General features: G+C 70.1%; 14 protein-coding genes and 1 riboswitch. Of the genes, 9 read left to right on the top strand and 5 right to left on the bottom strand.

Going from position 1 to position 16,186, the window contains the following annotated elements:
• Window positions 1-32: 32 nt before the first annotated feature.
• Entirely contained in the window at window positions 33-2,177 is a 2,145-nt protein-coding gene (locus tag AC5RTY_RS02400; protein ID WP_494138906.1) for an MMPL family transporter, read from the bottom strand.
• Between the two features lie 115 nt (window positions 2,178-2,292).
• Between AC5RTY_RS02400 and AC5RTY_RS02405 the strand changes: the two genes are divergently transcribed.
• The 5 genes from AC5RTY_RS02405 (at window position 2,293) to pabB (ending at window position 8,076) form a co-directional block, all read left to right on the top strand.
• Entirely contained in the window at window positions 2,293-2,790 is a 498-nt protein-coding gene (locus tag AC5RTY_RS02405) for a MarR family winged helix-turn-helix transcriptional regulator (RefSeq protein WP_494138907.1), read from the top strand.
• Between the two features lie 57 nt (window positions 2,791-2,847).
• A complete protein-coding gene (locus AC5RTY_RS02410; RefSeq protein ID WP_494000697.1) occupies window positions 2,848-3,654 on the top strand; it encodes a class I SAM-dependent methyltransferase in 807 nt (268 codons plus the stop codon).
• Between the two features lie 27 nt (window positions 3,655-3,681).
• Window positions 3,682-5,259 (top strand): phytoene desaturase family protein, encoded by a 1,578-nt coding sequence (locus AC5RTY_RS02415; protein WP_494138908.1) that lies wholly within the window; start codon window positions 3,682-3,684, stop codon window positions 5,257-5,259.
• A 35-nt stretch (window positions 5,260-5,294) separates the two neighbouring features.
• Window positions 5,295-5,915, top strand: a complete 621-nt coding sequence (locus tag AC5RTY_RS02420; protein ID WP_494022345.1) for a LysE family transporter — start codon at window positions 5,295-5,297, stop codon at window positions 5,913-5,915.
• 130 nt (window positions 5,916-6,045) lie between these two features.
• A complete protein-coding gene (gene pabB / locus AC5RTY_RS02425) occupies window positions 6,046-8,076 on the top strand; it encodes an aminodeoxychorismate synthase component I (protein ID WP_494138909.1) in 2,031 nt (676 codons plus the stop codon).
• A gap of 96 nt (window positions 8,077-8,172) precedes the next feature.
• On the opposite strand, the gene cls is transcribed toward pabB, so the two are convergent.
• Window positions 8,173-9,651: a cardiolipin synthase gene (gene cls, locus AC5RTY_RS02430; RefSeq protein ID WP_494073988.1), complete on the bottom strand. Its 1,479-nt coding sequence runs from the start codon at window positions 9,649-9,651 to the stop codon at window positions 8,173-8,175.
• An 86-nt stretch (window positions 9,652-9,737) separates the two neighbouring features.
• Between cls and AC5RTY_RS02435 the strand changes: the two genes are divergently transcribed.
• From AC5RTY_RS02435 to AC5RTY_RS02445, 3 genes are all read left to right on the top strand, one after another.
• Window positions 9,738-10,613 (top strand): aminodeoxychorismate lyase, encoded by an 876-nt coding sequence (locus tag AC5RTY_RS02435; protein WP_494022342.1) that lies wholly within the window; start codon window positions 9,738-9,740, stop codon window positions 10,611-10,613.
• Window positions 10,614-10,701: 88 nt separating this feature from the next.
• Window positions 10,702-11,040: a VOC family protein gene (locus AC5RTY_RS02440; protein ID WP_494138910.1), complete on the top strand. Its 339-nt coding sequence runs from the start codon at window positions 10,702-10,704 to the stop codon at window positions 11,038-11,040.
• 165 nt (window positions 11,041-11,205) lie between these two features.
• A complete protein-coding gene (locus AC5RTY_RS02445) occupies window positions 11,206-12,381 on the top strand; it encodes a zinc-dependent alcohol dehydrogenase (protein ID WP_494049435.1) in 1,176 nt (391 codons plus the stop codon).
• 67 nt (window positions 12,382-12,448) lie between these two features.
• Here the strand turns inward: AC5RTY_RS02445 and AC5RTY_RS02450 are convergent, their stop codons facing one another.
• The 3 genes from AC5RTY_RS02450 to AC5RTY_RS02460 are packed head-to-tail and all read right to left on the bottom strand — an operon-like array spanning window position 12,449 to window position 15,389.
• Window positions 12,449-13,246 (bottom strand): energy-coupling factor transporter transmembrane component T family protein, encoded by a 798-nt coding sequence (locus tag AC5RTY_RS02450; protein WP_494138911.1) that lies wholly within the window; start codon window positions 13,244-13,246, stop codon window positions 12,449-12,451.
• Window positions 13,243-14,760 carry an ABC transporter ATP-binding protein gene (locus AC5RTY_RS02455; RefSeq protein WP_494138912.1) on the bottom strand — a complete coding sequence of 506 codons (1,518 nt, stop codon included), beginning with the start codon at window positions 14,758-14,760 and terminating at the stop codon, window positions 13,243-13,245. The genes AC5RTY_RS02450 and AC5RTY_RS02455 overlap by 4 nt, the downstream gene beginning before the upstream one ends.
• A gap of 8 nt (window positions 14,761-14,768) precedes the next feature.
• The gene (locus AC5RTY_RS02460) at window positions 14,769-15,389 is read right to left on the bottom strand and encodes an ECF transporter S component (RefSeq protein ID WP_494138913.1); all 621 of its coding nucleotides are present in this window, start codon (window positions 15,387-15,389) and stop codon (window positions 14,769-14,771) included.
• 43 nt (window positions 15,390-15,432) lie between these two features.
• Window positions 15,433-15,565: riboswitch (TPP riboswitch) on the bottom strand.
• 171 nt (window positions 15,566-15,736) lie between these two features.
• Between AC5RTY_RS02460 and AC5RTY_RS02465 the strand changes: the two genes are divergently transcribed.
• Window positions 15,737-15,997 carry a DUF4235 domain-containing protein gene (locus AC5RTY_RS02465; protein ID WP_494138914.1) on the top strand — a complete coding sequence of 87 codons (261 nt, stop codon included), beginning with the start codon at window positions 15,737-15,739 and terminating at the stop codon, window positions 15,995-15,997.
• Window positions 15,998-16,186: the final 189 nt, after the last annotated feature.

The following is a 16,186-nucleotide window of genomic DNA, read 5'->3' on the forward strand; positions in this document are numbered from 1 at the left end:
CTCAAGTTTACTCGGACGACAGGCTTTGTCAATCAAGTTGAGCGCACCAGACTCAACTTCTGCTCCGCCGGGTCCCGTGGGAGGCCTCGCCGGGACAACTTGGCCGGCCACCAGATCTTCGGTCCGAGGTCGTAGGAAAGCGCCGGGATCAGCAGCGACCGCACCAGGACCGTGTCCAGCAGGACCCCGAACGCCACGATGAACGCCAGCTGGACCAGGAACAGGATCGGGATCACCGCGAGCGCGGCGAAGGTCGCCGCCAGCACCACGCCGGCCGAGGTGATGACGCCGCCGGTGGAGCCCAGCCCCCGCAGGATGCCGGGCCGGGTGCCCAGCCGCAGGGATTCCTCGCGCACCCGGGTCATCAGGAAGATGTTGTAGTCGATGCCCAGCGCCACCAGGAACACGAAGCCGAACAGCGGCACCGACGCATCCGCCCCCGGGAAGCCGAAGACATGGTTGAACATCAGCGCCGAGACTCCCAGGGCGGTGAGATAGGACAACGCCACGGACAGGACCAGCAGCACCGGGGCCAGGACCGAGCGCAGCAGCAGGATGAGGATGAGCAGGATGACGCCCAGCACCATCGGGGTGATCTTCAGCAGGTCGGCCTGCGCGGTCAGGTTGGTATCCAGCGCCACCGCGGTGACGCCGCCGACCAGCGCGCCCGGATCGGCGCCGTCCAGCGCGCCGCGCAGGTCGGCCACGGCACCCTCGGCTGCGCCGGAGTCCGGCACGTCCCGGAGCGTGGCATTGATCAGCACCCGGCCGTCCAGTTCCACCACCGCGTCGCCGCGGGTGTAAAACTGCGCGGACGCCACGCCCTCCTGGTTGCGGACCACGTCCAGCACCTCGTCCCGCGCCGCGGCATCGGCGACGACGACGGCGGGGCTGCCGGTGCCGGCGTCGAAGTGCCGGCCCAAGGCCTCCTGCCCGTCGGCGGAATCCGTCTGCACCATCACCAGCTCCGACTGCGGCACGCCGTGCGCCTGCAGTTGCAGCACGCCCAGCGCCCCGGCCACCAGGACCAGCACCGAAGCCAGCCAGGTCACCCGCGGCCTGCGGGCAACCAGCCGGGCCACCTGCAGCCAGAGCCCGCGGAGGCCCTCGGTGCCGGCCACGGGGCGGTCGGGCCGCGCGCGGTGCAGGTGGTGGCCGGGGCGGGGCACGATCGGCCAGAAGGCGGCGCGGCCGGCCAGCAGCAGCACGGCGGGCAGGAAGGTCAGCGCGGCCAGGACGGCGAACACGATGCCGACCGCGGCGATCGGCCCGAGGCTGCGGTTGGAGTTAAGGTCCGAGAACAGCAGGCAGAGCAGGGCCAGGATCACCGTGGCGCCGGAGGCTGCGATCGGCTCGACGGACCCCCGGTAGGCGGTTTTCATTGCCGCCCATTTCGACTCCTGCCCGCCCAGTGCCTCGCGGTAGCGGGCCGTCAGCAGCAGGGCGTAGTCGGTGGCGGCGCCGATTACCAGGATGAACAGGATCCCCTGGCTCTGCCCGCTGAGCCGGATCCAGCCTTGCAGGGCGAACCAGTACACCACGAGGATGGCCGCACAGAGGGCGAACACGGAGGTGAGCAGGACCAGGAACGGCAGCAGGACCGCGCGGTAGACCAGCAGCAGGATGACGAACACGGCGCCCAGCGCCACGGCCAGCAGGAGCCCGTCGATCCCGCCGAAGGCCTCCACCAGGTCGGCGATGAACCCGGCCGGTCCGGTCACATAGCCGGTGGCGGAAACCGGGAGTTCGGCCGCCAGCACGGCGCGCAGGCCGGCGACCACCTCGCCGGTATCCAGGTCCTCGGGCACCGGGACGATGAACTGCACCGCTTCGAAGTCTTCGGACGGAATCGGGCCGACCACCCCGGCGGCGCCCCCTCCCGCAGTCCCGATGGCCTCCGACAGCTGTTCGGCCAGCGGGGCATACTCGGCCAGTTGCTGCGGCTGGAGCGGGTCGTCGAATTCGACCACCACGATGGCCGGGACCGCATCGGCATCCAGGAACCGCTCCTGCCATTCGCCCACGGCGGTGGATTCGGCGCCGGCCGGAAGGAATCCCGCCTGGTCGTTGGTGGAGACCTCGGAGAGCTTGCCGAAGGTCGGTCCGCCCAGGCTCGCGGCGGCGAGCCAGGCAACCGCAACCAGGGCGGGCAGGAGCATTCTGAGCCAACGGGCCATGGGAACCGGACCTCTGTCAGTCGACGGACTAAAACAAGCTCCACTATAGAGTAGTTCCAACGTGGAGATAAGTCTCGGGTGAACTATCCTTGGAGAGGTTGCCGGAGGGAGGAACGTGGCGCACAGTGAAGAGCGGCTGCTGCTGTTGCTGCAGCAGTTCGTCTTGGAGAGCGAACGCTACATCGAAGCGGTCAGCGAGCGGGACGCCCTGCACCGCACCGACCTCAACGCCCTGGCCGCGATGGTCCGGGCGGCCGCCGAGGGCCGCACGGTGACCCCGGGCAGCCTGCGGAACGAGCTGCACCTCAGCTCGCCGGCGACCACCGCGCTGGTGGACCGGCTGGACCGCTCCGGCCACGTGAAGCGGACCCGCAGCGACACCGACCGCCGCAAGGTGCACCTGGAGCTGACGGACCTGGCCCGCGCCACCGGCGGCGCCATGTTCGCGCCGCTGGCCCGCAACATCGGCCGGGTGCTCTCCGACTATCCGGCGGAAGACCGGCAGCGGCTCGCGGCGTTCCTGGCGGACATCATCGCCGCCACCGAAACCGCCTGTGCCGAGGTCGCGTCGGCCGAAGTCGCATCGAACGAAGTCGCGTCGGCCGACAAATAGCGCAACATTCCGGCATGGCAGCCGCCTGCCCGCGGGGGCGCGGAGTAGTCTCCCACTATGAAGGACGAGGTCTACTCCCACGGCCACCACAAAAGCGTGGTTAAAGCCCATGCCATCCGGACCGCCGAGGACTGCGCGGCCTACCTGCTGCCGGAGCTCAAGCCGGGCATGATGCTGCTGGACGTGGGCTGCGGCCCGGGCAGCATCACCGTTGATCTGGCCGAGCGGGTGGCCCCGGGACAGGTGACTGGATTGGACCGGTCCGACGATGTCCTGACCCAGGCGGCCGAACTCGCCGCCCTGCGCGGAATCGAGAACGCCACCTTCGTCGCGGGCAACATCTACGACCTCGAGTTTGATGACGACACCTTCGACGTGGTGCACGCCCACCAGGTCCTCCAGCACCTGACCGACCCGGTGGCCGCGCTCTACGAGATGCGGCGGGTGGTCAAGCCGGGCGGCATCGTGGCCGTCCGGGACGCCGACTTCCACGGCATGAGCTGGTACCCGGAACTGCCCGAACTCGACGACTGGATGGAGACCTACCAGCAGCTTGCCCGCGGCAACCGCGCCGAACCGGACGCCGGCCGGCACCTCATCGCCTGGGCGCAGGCGGCCGGTTTCCACGACATCACTCCGTCGTCGTCCAACTGGCTGTACGCCACCGAGGAGCAGCGCCGCTGGCAGGGCGAAGTCTGGTCGGAGCGGGTCCTGCATTCCGGCTACGCGGAACAGTCGCTGGAGCGCGGACTGATCGACCGGGCCGGACTGGAACGGATAGCCCGGGGATGGCTGACGTGGGCCGCTGCCCCGGATGCGTGGTTCCTGATTCCCAACGGCGAGATCCTGGCCCGCAAACCCTGATCCCGCCGGCGGGACGGAAGGACTGATATGCCCGGGCACTACGACGTGATCATCGCCGGCGGCGGCCACAACGGCCTGGTGGCGGCCGCCTACCTTGCCCGCGCCGGGCGGAGCGTCCTCGTGCTCGAACGCGAAGACCAGGTCGGCGGCGCCGCGGTTTCGGCGGAAGTCTTTCCCGGCACCGGGGCCCGCATCTCGCGCTATTCCTACCTGGTCAGCCTGCTGCCGCGTCGCATCATCGAGGACCTCCGGCTGGACCTGCGGCTGCTGCGCCGGCGCTTCTCGTCATACACTCCCCTGCCCGGGACCGCGGCGGGCCTGCTGGTGGACAACCAGGACCCGGACGCCACCCGCTCCTCCTTCGCCGCCGTGGGCGCGGCCACCGACTTCGAGCCCTTCACCGGGTTCTATCAGCGCACCGGCCGGCTGGCGCGGGCCCTCTGGCCCTCCGTCACCGAACCGCTGCCCCGCCGCTCCGAGGCGCGCAGCAGGGTCGGCGACGACGAGGCCTGGCACGACTTCATCGACCGGCCGATCGGCGAGGTTCTCGAGCGCAGTTTCGGCTCGGATCTGGTCCGCGGGGTGGTGCTCACCGACGCCCTGATCAGCACCTTTGCCGGCGCCCACGACGCCTCGCTGCAGCAGAACAAATGCTTCCTCTACCATGTGATCGGCGGCGGGACCGGTGACTGGGACGTGCCCGAAGGCGGCATGGGTGCGGTCAGCGCGGCGCTGGAAAAGGCGGCCCGCAGCGCCGGCGCGGAGCTGCGGACCCGGGCGCGGGTCACCTCCGTCTCTCCCGAGGGAGAGGTGACGTACGACGACGGCGGCGCGGGCGGCGTCGTCGTCTCGGCGGAACGCGTGCTCGCCAACGTCTCCCCCGCCGTCCTCAACGGGCTGCTCGCCGCCGCCGGCGCCGGGCCGGCCACCCGGCCGGAAGCGGCGCCGGAAGGCGCGCAGGCGAAGGTGAACCTGCTGCTGTCCCGGCTGCCGAAGCTGCGCGATGGCCTGGTGGCGCCGGAGGCGGCGTTCGGCGGCACCTTCCACATCAACGAGTTGTACTCGCAGCTGGAAGGGGCCGCAGCCGAAGCGGCCGCGGGCCGGGTGCCGGATCCGCTGCCCGCCGAGATCTACTGCCACTCCTTGACCGACCCCTCCATCCTCTCGCCGGAACTGCAGGCAGCCGGAGCCCACACGCTCACCGTGTTCACGCTGCAGACCCCGCACCGGCTGATCACCGAAGAGAACAACGACGCGATGCGGCAGCGGCTGCAGGACGCCGTGCTCGCCTCGCTCAATTCCGTGCTCGCCGAGCCGATCGAGGACTGCATCCTGCGCGATCAACGCGGAGAGCCGTGCATCGAAACCAAGACCACCCTGGACCTCCAGCGGGAGCTGAACCTGACCGGCGGCAGCATCTTCCACGGTCCCCTGGACTGGCCGTTCGCCGAAGACGACGAACCGCTCGACACCCCGGCGCGGCGCTGGGGCGTGGGCACGGCGCACGGGCGGATCCTGCTTTGCGGGGCCGGCGCGCGGCGCGGCGGCGGGGTCAGCGGCCTGGGCGGCCACAACGCGGCCATTGCCGTGCTCGAGTCCCGCTGACCGAAATCTTCCGGTCCGCACCGTAGGATCATCTGGTGCAAATCTCCTTATGGCTGGCGCTGCTCGGCGCCACCCTGGTCATCAGCTTCACCCCCGGCGCCGGCGCCATCAACACCATGAGCAACTCGCTCAACGCCGGCTTCCGCCGTTCCATCTGGGGGATTTTGGGCCAGCAGGCCGCCCTGGTCATCCACGTGGTGATCGTGGCGTTGGGCCTGGGCCTGCTGGTATCCAATTCGCCGATGCTGTTCGCCGCCATCAAGTACGCCGGCGCGGTGTACCTGATCTACCTGGGCCTGCGGCAGTTCTTCGCCAAGCCGACGGGCACCGCGGAAATCGAAGAGTCGCGGCGCAACGAGCCCGCCTTCTCCATGTTCCGGCGCGGACTCTGGGTCAACCTGCTCAACCCGAAGGCGATCGTCTTCTTCCTGGCCTTCATGCCCGGCTTCATCCGGCTGGACCAGCCCCAGCTGCCGCAGTACCTGGTCCTGATCGCCACCGTGGTGGTGGTGGATATCCTCGTGATGTGGTTCTTCTTCGCTGCCGCGGCCCGGTCCTTCCAGCGCTTCACGCGGACCACGCGCGGGCTGATGATGATGAACCGGGTCTTCGGCACGCTGTTCATCGCCGTCGGCCTCATGCTGGCGTTCCTGTAGCCCGGTTCTCATAGACTCAAGGACATGTACCGCATCATCGCCGCCAGCGCCGGCTGCCCCTGCCGCCGCGGTCCCGTCCGGGGGCATCCCCCGGTCCGGGCCGCCGCCGCGACCGGATGCGGGGAAATCCGTGCGCACTAAGCCCGTACTGATCGCCGTCGACGGGCGCTCGGGGGCCGGCAAGACCACGCTGGCCGTGGAACTGGCAGCGATGCTGCGGGTCCACCGCACGGTATCGCTGTTCCACCTGGAGGACATCTACCCCGGCTGGCACGGCCTGGCCGGCGGGCAGCAGCGGTACCTGGAAACCGTGCTGCGGCCCCTGGCCGCCGGGGACAGCGCGCACTGGACCGCCTGGGACTGGGAAGCAAACGGCGACGGCGCCTCCCGCACCACGGAGCCGGCCGACGTGGTGGTGTTCGAGGGCGTCGGTGCCGCCCATGCCGCTGCCCGCGGGCTGCTCGACGCCGTGATCTGGCTGCAGGCGCCCTCCGCCGACCGGCGCACCCGCGCCCTGTCCCGGGACGGCGCTGCGTATGAACCGTTCTGGGACGTCTGGGCGGAGCAGGAAGAGGCCTGGCTGGCCGGCGACGACGTCGCGGCGGCCGCCGACGTCGTCGTCGAAGCCGGTCCCTCCGGCACCGATCCCCGGCAGGTGCTCCACGCGCTGGCCTCGGTGCCCGCCCTGGAACACGCTTTGGCCCCGGAGCGCGCGGCCCGCGAGGGCGTCCGCCTGGTCGCCGAACGCCTGGCCGCCTATCCGGACGCCGAAGACATCTACCGGCGCCTGTACGCCGGCTCCGGCCGCAGCGTCTGGCTGGACAGTTCAAATACCCGTGAATCCGCCGACCGGAACCGGATCAGCGTCCTGGCCGACGATGGCGGAGCCTTCGGCGCCTGGGCCGAACACCGCAACGGCACCACCGTGGTCGGCCAGGGCAACGCCACCGCCCGGATCCGTGGCGGTTTCTTCCGCTGGCTGGACACCGTGTGGGGACGCCGCACCGTCACCCTGCCGGCCGGGGTCCCCGGGAACTTCGCCCTGGGCTGGCTGGGCTACCTGGGCTACGGGCTCAAGCGCGAGACCGGGGGCTCGGACGCCGGTGCAGAGGTGCCGGACGGGGCGCCGGATGCCGCTCTGCTGTTCGCCGGCCGGGCCGTCGTGCTCGACCACGGGCGGCAGTGCACGTGGCTCCTCGCGTTGGCCGGCCCGTCCGCGGGGGACGACGCCGACGCTTGGCTCGCCGCTACCGGTGCGGTGGTCAGCGGACTGTCCCCGGCCGCCGGCCCCGCCCCGGCTCCGGCCGCGCCGCCACAGGCGCCGGAATTCCGTTCCCGCGACACGCGCGAGGCCTATCTGGCCAAAATCCGGGAAGCGCAGGCGGAAATCACCGAGGGAAACACCTACGAGGTCTGCCTGACCACGGAGCTGCAGGCGACTGCGGCGGAACCGCTGGATCCGCTGGACACCTACCTGGCCCTGCGCAGCCGCAACCCCGCGCCCTTTGCCAGCCTCCTGCGGTTCGGGCGGCTCACCGTGGCCAGCACGTCGCCCGAGCGGTTCCTGGGCCTCGACGCCCGTGGCCGGCTGCGGGCCGAACCGATCAAGGGCACGCGCCGCCGCCTCCAGGATCCCGACGCCGATGCCGCCGTCGTAGAGGAACTCGCCGGCAGCGCCAAGGACCGCGCCGAGAACATCATGATCGTGGACCTGCTGCGCAACGACCTGAGCCACTTTGCCGTGCCGGGCTCGCTGCAGGTGAGCCGGCTGTGCGCCATAGAGTCCTACGCGACGGTGCACCAGATGGTGTCCACGATCGACGCGCAGCTGTTGCCCGGGGCGGTGCGGGCGGAGGCCGTGGCCGCTGCTTTTCCCGCCGGATCGATGACGGGCGCCCCGAAGATCAGCACCATGGACATCCTGGATCGGCTGGAGACCGGACCCCGCGGCGTCTACTCGGGTGCCGTGGGCTACTTTTCGCTGGACGGGGCCGCGGACCTGTCCGTGGTGATCCGCACCCTCGTGATGGACGGCAACCGGTTGAGCCTGGGCGTTGGCGGCGCGATCACGGCCGATTCCGTGCCCGAAGACGAATGGGACGAGGTCCGCGCCAAGGCCTACGGGGTGCTCTCGGCGCTCGGGGCAACGTTTCCGGAGTAACGCAGTCCACCGCGGCGCACCCGCGGCCGGACTTCAAGCGGCAGATCCTGGCGGCGTTCATGGAGGGCAACAAGCACCGCCCCGAGCGGGGCCCGGTTACTGCAGCGTGGCCGTCAGCCTGGCCACGTTGTCCACGTAGCGCTGCCAGCGGGGCCGCTGCCTCCACTCCTCGAGCGTGAGCTCCCGGGAAATGACCCGATAGCTGTCCTGGATCTCCGAGACCTGCTCAACGATGTGGTCCCCGAGCATCATGACGGAGACCTCCATGTTCAGGGAGAAGGAGCGCATGTCCATGTTGCTGGAGCCGATGACCGCGACCTCATCGTCCACGGTGAAGTGCTTGGCGTGCAGCACCAGCGGCTTCGGGTAGCGGTAGATCCGCACGCCGGCCTCCAGCAGCGCCTGATAGTAGGACTGCTGGGCGTGATGGACCAGCAACTGGTCGCCGCGTTCGGATACGAACAATTCGACCTCGACGCCGCGCTGGGCCGCCGTCGTAATGGCATAGAGCAGCGAGTCATCTGGCACGAAGTACGGGCTGCAGATGGACAGCCGCTCCACCGCCGCGTAGATGAGCGTGTTGAACAAGCGCAGGTTGTTCTCGGTTGCGAAGCCGGGGCCGCTGGGCAGGGCCTGGCAGGTCATGGGGCCGGGCTCGCGGAAGGGGGCCGGGGTGAACAGCTCGCCTTCGAGCGTGTCGTCGGTTTCGCTGGACCAGTCGGTGGCGAACACCACGTTCAGCGCCGTGACGATGGGCCCTTCGTAGCGCGCCATCAGTTCCACCCATTTGCGGCCGATCTTATGGCTGGACGTGCGGCGGTAGCCGGGCTCGATCAGGTTCTGCGACCCGGTGAACGCCACCCGGCCGTCCACCACCAGGATCTTGCGGTGGTTGCGCAGGTCGATCCGGCGCCACTGGCCCCGGACCGGCAGCACGGGCAGCATGCGGCGCCAGTCGATGTCGGTGGTCTCCAGCCAGCGGCGGAACTTGCGGTAGCCGGCGACGCGGAGGGTGCCGATGTGGTCGAACAGCAGGCGCACGCGGACACCCCGGGCGGCGGCTTCTTCCAGGGCGGTGAAGAGCTTGCCGGTGGTTTCGTCGCGGCTCATGATGTAGAACTCGATGTTCACGAACTCACGCGCCTCGCGCACGGCCTCGGTCATCGCGGCAATGGACTCGTCGTAACCCGGATACAGCTCCACGTGGTTGCTGTCCACCATGGGGAAGGCGCCGAGCCGCCGGTTCAACTCTGCAGCCGAATGCACCCAGGCCGGGGCTTCCTGCTCGCTGGTCGGCTCCTTAAGGTTGCGGGTGGCGGCCCACACCCGGCCGTTGATCTCCGACTGCTTGGCGATCCGGCGCTCCGAGAGGCGGTACCGGCCGAACATGAAGAAGAGCAGCAGCCCGATCAGCGGGATGAAGAAGATGGCCAACAGCCAGGCCATGGCGGTATTGGGGCGGCGGTTCCCGGGAATCACGCCCAGGGCGATGACGCGGATGGCCATATCCACAACGCCCAGAATCACGACGGCCCACTCGGGGAATGTGCCCAGCCCCGCAAACGACCACAGCACGCGGCTGTTCCTCCCCTCCCGCCGTGTGCCGGCGCAATCCTCCCAGCCTACCCGGCGTTTGGGGGCAGACTCACTAAGCTGGAGCCATGACAGTTCTGGTGTTTTTGGACCCTGCCCACGAGGCGGGACGTGTCGCAGATGCCTCCCGGCCCCAGCTGATGGCCACCGATCTCGGGGCCACCCGCGGAGACGGCATCTTCGAGTCCCTGCTGGCGGTCAACGGGGTCCCGCGCAAGCTGCGGGCGCACCTGGACCGGCTTGCCGGCTCCGCCCGGGCCATGGACCTGCAGCTTCCCTCCCCGGACGCCTGGGAGCGTGCCATCGCGACGGCAATCGCCGAGCACCCGCCGGCCGAGGAGCTGGTAATCAAGCTGCTGGTGACCCGCGGCGTGGAAGGTTCACCCACACCCACGGCCTGGGTCCAGGCCTCGCTGCCGCCGGCGGCAGGACGGCGCCAGCGCACCGACGGCATTTCCGTGCTGCTGCTCGACCGCGGGTACGACAGCTCGCTGGCCGAACGCGCCCCGTGGCTGCTCATGGGGGCCAAGACTCTCTCCTACGCGGTCAACATGGCGGCGCTGCGTTATGCGCACAAGAACGGCGCCGACGACGCCATCTTCACGTCCAGCGACGGCCGCGTGCTGGAAGGGCCCACGTCCACGGTGCTGATGGCGCGGGTGCGCGACGGCGTGAAGACGCTGGTGACGCCGCTGCTGGAGAGCGGCATCCTGCCGGGCACGTCCCAGTCGGTGCTGTTCAAGGCGGCAGAAGCCGCCGGGTGGCAGCTGGGCTACGGCCCGCTGGAGCCGCACGACCTCTACGAAGCCGACGCCGTCTGGCTGGTTTCGAGCATCCGCCTGCTTGCCCCGGTCAAGAGCATCGACGGTAAGGAAATCCCCGTCTCCCCCGATCTGACCCAGGAACTGACGGCGCTGCTGGCCCAGGGCAGCCAGGAGGAGTAACCGGTGAGGAAACATCGCGTTTGACGCTGCCCCGACCGAGTCTTCCGAGGAACCACCGCCCATGTTCATGAAGCTTGAATGCGTTTGCATGCCGACCCTCGACGTTGAGGCCTCCGTCAGGTTCTATGCCGGACTCGGGATGCGGGAGTCCTGGCGGATCAACCGCAAGACGCCGGCGGGACTGGCATGGACCCTGGTGGGCATGCGTTTCCCGGACGGGAATAGTTCCGAACTCGTCCTCAGCGACAATCCCGACAACCGGCGCCTCGAGGTCGAAGTCTTCGTGGGCGATGTCCGGCGCGCCTACGAGGAGCTGTCTTCCAACGGCGGAGTGGAATGGATCGAGGCGCCCTTCGCCACCGAGTCGGGGCATGTGGCCGTGATGCGTGCGCCCGACGGCAACGTCTTCGTCCTGGTCGGTTCATAGGACGCCGTCCTGCCGTCGGACTGATGAAAAATGCCCCTCGGCCTGGACGCCTTCCGGGGTCGATACCCGCTTCGACCACCGCGTTAGTGCAGTGTTAGGGTCGATTGGACCGAAAGATCAGCATGCTGTCGTTCCGTCCGGGCGGCAGCCCTGAGAAGGAGGACAATGAAGGCTCTGACGTGGCAAGGGAAGCGCTCGGTCAGCGTGGAGGAGGTCCCGGATCCGCGGATCCAGGAGCCCACGGACGCGATCGTGAGGATCACCTCGACCGGCATCTGCGGCTCCGACCTGCACCTCTACGAGGTGCTCACTCCTTTCATGGACAAGGGCGACATCATCGGACATGAGCCCATGGGGATCGTGGAGGAGGTCGGCTCGGCCGTCACGCACATCAAGGCCGGGGACCGGGTGGTCATCCCGTTCAACGTCTCCTGCGGCCACTGCTTCATGTGCCGGCAGGGCCTGCAGTCCCAGTGCGAGACCACCCAGGTCCGCGAGTACAACAACAATGCCCAGTTCCTGGGCTACTCGCGGCTCTACGGCTCGGTGCCCGGCGGACAGGCCGAGTACCTGCGTGTGCCGCACGCGGACTACGGACCCATCAAGGTGCCCCACGCCGGTGAGGACGAGCGCTACCTGTACCTCTCCGATGTAGTGCCCACCGCGTGGCAGGCCGTGCAGTACGCGGCCCCGCCGCAGGGCGGCTCCCTGGCCGTGCTCGGCCTGGGCCCCATCGGCCAGATGTCCGCCCGGATCGGCCGGCACCTCGGCTACCGGGTGCTCGCGGTGGACCCCGTCGCGGAGCGGCGGGCAATGGCGGAACGCCACGGCATCGAGACACTGGACCTGCACGGCGACGTCGCGGACGAGCTGCGGGAGCGCACGGACGGCCGCGGGCCGGACTCGGTGGTGGACGCCGTGGGCATGGAAGCGCACGGCTCGCCCGTGGCCGGCGCGGTCCACCAGGCGGTGGGGCTGCTGCCGTCGTCACTGGGCCGCAAGGCGATGGAGGCGGCAGGGGTGGACAGGCTCGACGCGCTCTACACCGCCATCGACGCCGTCCGGCGCGGCGGCACGATCTCGATCAGCGGCGTGTACGGCGGGATGAAGGACCCCCTGCCGATGCTGACCATGTTCGACAAGCAGCTCCAGCTGCGGATGGGCCAGTGCAATGTGAAGCGGTGGATCGACGATCTGCTGCCGCTGGTCGACGACCCGTCGGACCCGCTGGGCGTGCTCGACCTGGCGACCCACCAGGTTCCGCTGGAGCAGGCGCCGGAGATGTACGAGAAGTTCCAGAAGAAGGAGGACGGCTGCATCAAGGTGGTGCTCAAGCCTTAGCCCTGTATGGATCGGCGGACCCCGGCCGTCATGGATCGTCGATCGCCGGGGTCCGCCGGGGGCCGGTTCACACGAAGATGAAGTTCCAGGTCCCGGCTGCCACGGCGGCGGCGGCGGCGCCGCCGGCGACGACCGCGCCGCCCAGCAACACCCACACATCCACCATGCTGTAGGTGGATTCGCGCGCCCAGGTCCGGGGCCCGGCGCCGAAGCCGCGGGCCTCCATCGCGACGGCCAGCCGGGTGGCCCGGCGGATGGCCTGCACGATCAGGCCGAACGCCTGGCCCGCGAACGCGCCCGCCTTGGCCAGCGGCCGGTTCTCCGCCCCGACACCGCGGGCGCGGCGCGCCAGACCGAGGGTGCGCCATTCCTCCACCAGCAGCCCCACCAGCCGCATGGCGGCCAGTGCTCCCAGCACGAACCGGTGGGGCAGCTTCAGCTTCTGCGCCAAGGCGTCCGCCAGGTCCGTCGGGTCGGTCGTCAGGAGCAGGAAAATGCCCGGCAGCGCAACGGCGAGCGACCGCAGGCCGATGGCAACGCCGCCGGCCACCGAGTCCTCGGTGAAGAAAAGCGGACCGAACCGGAACAGCACGGCCCCGGTCTTCTCGGCCAGCAAGGCCGTTGCCCAGGCCCCGACGGCAGCCGCCGCCAACAGCGGCCAGCCGCGCTTCAGCAGCAGCCATGGGCTGACACCCAGCACGGGCATCAGCAACAGTTCGGCGGCCAGCACCACGGAGGCGCTGACCCAGTCCACACTGAGCATGACCACCACGGTGACCAGGGCGGCGGCGGCCAGCTTCGATACCGGGTTGGCGCGGCTGAACGGGGAGGCGGCCAGCCGCGGGTTCATCAGGTCCATGCTCATGCTGCCCTCCCCAGCGGCTGGGCCGGGCGAACGCCGCCGTCCGCCACCCGGATGACGGCGCCGCCGAGCGCGGCGGTGAAGTCGTCGTCGTGCGTCACCGAGACCACGCTCCGGCCCTCGGCCACCAGCTCGGCCAGCAGCGTGACCAGTTCGGCCCAGGTGTTGGCGTCCTGTCCGAAGGTCGGCTCGTCCAGCATCAGGATGTCCGGGCCGGTGGCCAGCATGGTGGCTACCGACAGCCTGCGTTTCTCGCCGCCCGAGAGGGTGAACGGGTTGGCCTGCAGCAGGCGGGTCAGCCGGAGCCGCTCGGCGATCGTGTCCACGCGCTGCCGGACGGTCGCCTCGGGCAGTTTGGCCACGCGGCGGGGACCGAATTCCAGTTCGTCGAGCACCGTGCCGGTGAGGAACTGGTGTTCAGGTTCCTGGAAGACGCTGCCAATCCGGGTCACCAGCTGCGCGGACTTCCACTTCGCCGGTGACAGGCCGGCACCGCGTTGCAAGGCCGGTGTCGCCGAGAGATCCCCTCCCGCGGGTGCCAGCAGGCCGGCGAGGGTGAGGGCCAGGGTGGATTTGCCGGCCCCGTTCGCGCCGGTGACGCTGAGCGCCTGCCCGGCCAACAGGTCCAGGTCCACCCCGCGCAGCACCGGCGCGGCTTTCCGGGTCCGCGACACGTCCAATGCCGCCGCCCGCAGCAACGGCCCGCCCGGGGCCGGCGCCGCGGGCAGCTCCAGCCGCGGGGCATGACCGGGAACCCAGACGCCGGCCTCGATCAGCCGGTCGCGGGCGGCGCCTTCGGCGAGCACCTTGCCCGGCGGCCCGTCGGCCAGCACGCCGCCGCCGGCCGCGAGCACGATCACGCGGTCCACGACGTCCGCCCAGACCGCCACCCGGTGCTCGACCACCACCAGGGTGGCGCCGGTGCGGTCCAGCACCCGGGCCACGGCGTCCCGTACTTCCCGCACCCCGGCGGGATCCAGGTTTGCGGTCGGCTCATCCAGCAGCAGCAGCCCCGGTCGCATGGCCAGGACGGAAGCCAGCGCCAGCCGCTGTTTTTGGCCGCCGGAAAGCGCCGACGTGGGATGGTCCAGCGGCACGGCCAGGCCGACATCGGCCAGGGATTCGCGGACCCGGTCCCAGATCTGCCCGCGCGGCAGCGACAGGTTCTCCGCCCCGAAGGCCACCTCGTCGCCCACCCGGGCCAGCACCAGCTGGCTCTCCGGATCCTGCAGCACGAGGCCGGCCCGGCCGCGGGCCTCGGAGGGACGCACCCCCGCCACGCTCAACCGGCCCGTCTCCTCGCCTTCGCCCTCGTCGCCGAGGACGCCGGCCATGGCGTGCAGCAGCGTGGACTTGCCGGCCCCGGAGGCGCCCAGCAGCAGTACCCGTTCGCCCGGGGCGATGCTGAAACTGGCCGCGCGCACCGCCGGATCCTTGCGGCCGGCATGCCGCCAGCCCCACCCCTCGGCGAGGACCGGCACCGGGCCGGGCGCCGCCGTCGTACTCTGCGCTCCCATCAAACGGCTCAGGCGTCTGCCGTGCGTCCCGCGGCGAAGGAGGACAGCGCACCCGTCTTCGCCAGGCCCCTGACCGCCAGCCACGGCAGCAGCCCGGCGATCACCACGCCCGACACGGCGGCGAAGCCCACGTACGCCAGCTGCCACTCGGCGGCCCAGAGCATGTTGTAGAGGATGTTCTCGCTGATGGACAGCGCCAGGCCTGCGCCCAGGCCGGCCAGCATCGCCACGCCCAGGTTGAACCTGCGGTACAGGAAGAGCAGGAAGACGACCTCGGCGCCCAGGCCCTGGATCAGGCCGGAGACCAGGACGGTCATGCCGAAGCTCGTGCCCAGCAGCGCGGAGACAACCGCGGCCAGCATCTCGCAGTAGATGGCGGCCCCGGGCTTGCGGATGATCAGCCCGCCCAGCACGCCCGCCATCAGCCAGCCGCCGGTGTACAGCCCGGCGGAAGGCGGGAAGGCTATGGTCAGGCCCTCGATCAGCGGCCAGCCCGCCGACCAGGCCCAGAAGATGACGCCGACGGCCACGGCGACCACCGAGGCCACGACGATGTCCACTACCCGCCAGCCGTAACGCTGCTTCCGGGCAGGGGTGGGTGTGGCGGGTGCATTAGAAACGGTACTCATTGGAATCCTCCTGGTTGCAGGAGGGGAGGGCGGCCACGCGGCGCGCCCCGAGAACTCGACTCCCTTCGCCGGTACTAACCGGAGCAGGTTCGAGGGTCTGCGGTCTATCCGCACTCTCAGCGTCCCTCCCGGTCTCGGTGTGCACCGGCCGGTCGGACGCTCCCCTGTCGTCACTAGATGCTGTCTGGCAGCACGCACCAGTCTACACTCGCCCGCGGCGGCGCGGCATTCGGGGCGCAGACCCGGGGAAAATGCACGACGGCACACGGCCCGGGCGGGTGCCGGGCAGTAGGCTGGGAACCGGAACAGCAGTTGAGACGGGGCTGCGGCCCAGGAAGGGAGCGGGCATGAGCGTTGTGTTGAGGCTCTTGGGCACACTGGTGAGTATCGGCGCGGGCCTGGCAGCCAGCCAGTTGCTGGGGCTTGTCTGGAAGATGATCACCGGAAAAGATGCGCCGAAGAGCGACGATGACCTGGAGAACAGCCTGCGGGCGGCGGTAGCCTTCGCCGTGGTGTCCGGCACCGTGGCGCGCGTGATCCAGGTGCTGACCAAGCGCGCCACCGCCAAGGCGGTCATCCGCTACGACAAGACCCGGGAAATGGTCTAAGCGGTCCCTCGAGGATTCCGATGGGGGACGGGCCACGGGCCCGTCCCCCATCGCGTTCTGTTACCGGCCGCCGGCACCCGCCCAAGGCACGCGCCCCCGTTGGTCGGCAAGTTACCGCCCCCCCTTGGTCCGCAGGTTACGGAGCGTCCGCGGGCCCGGCGCCGCCCCGGTCGGTCCGCCCGGGAACGG

The organism is Arthrobacter sp. Y3224055 (assembly GCF_059090825.1).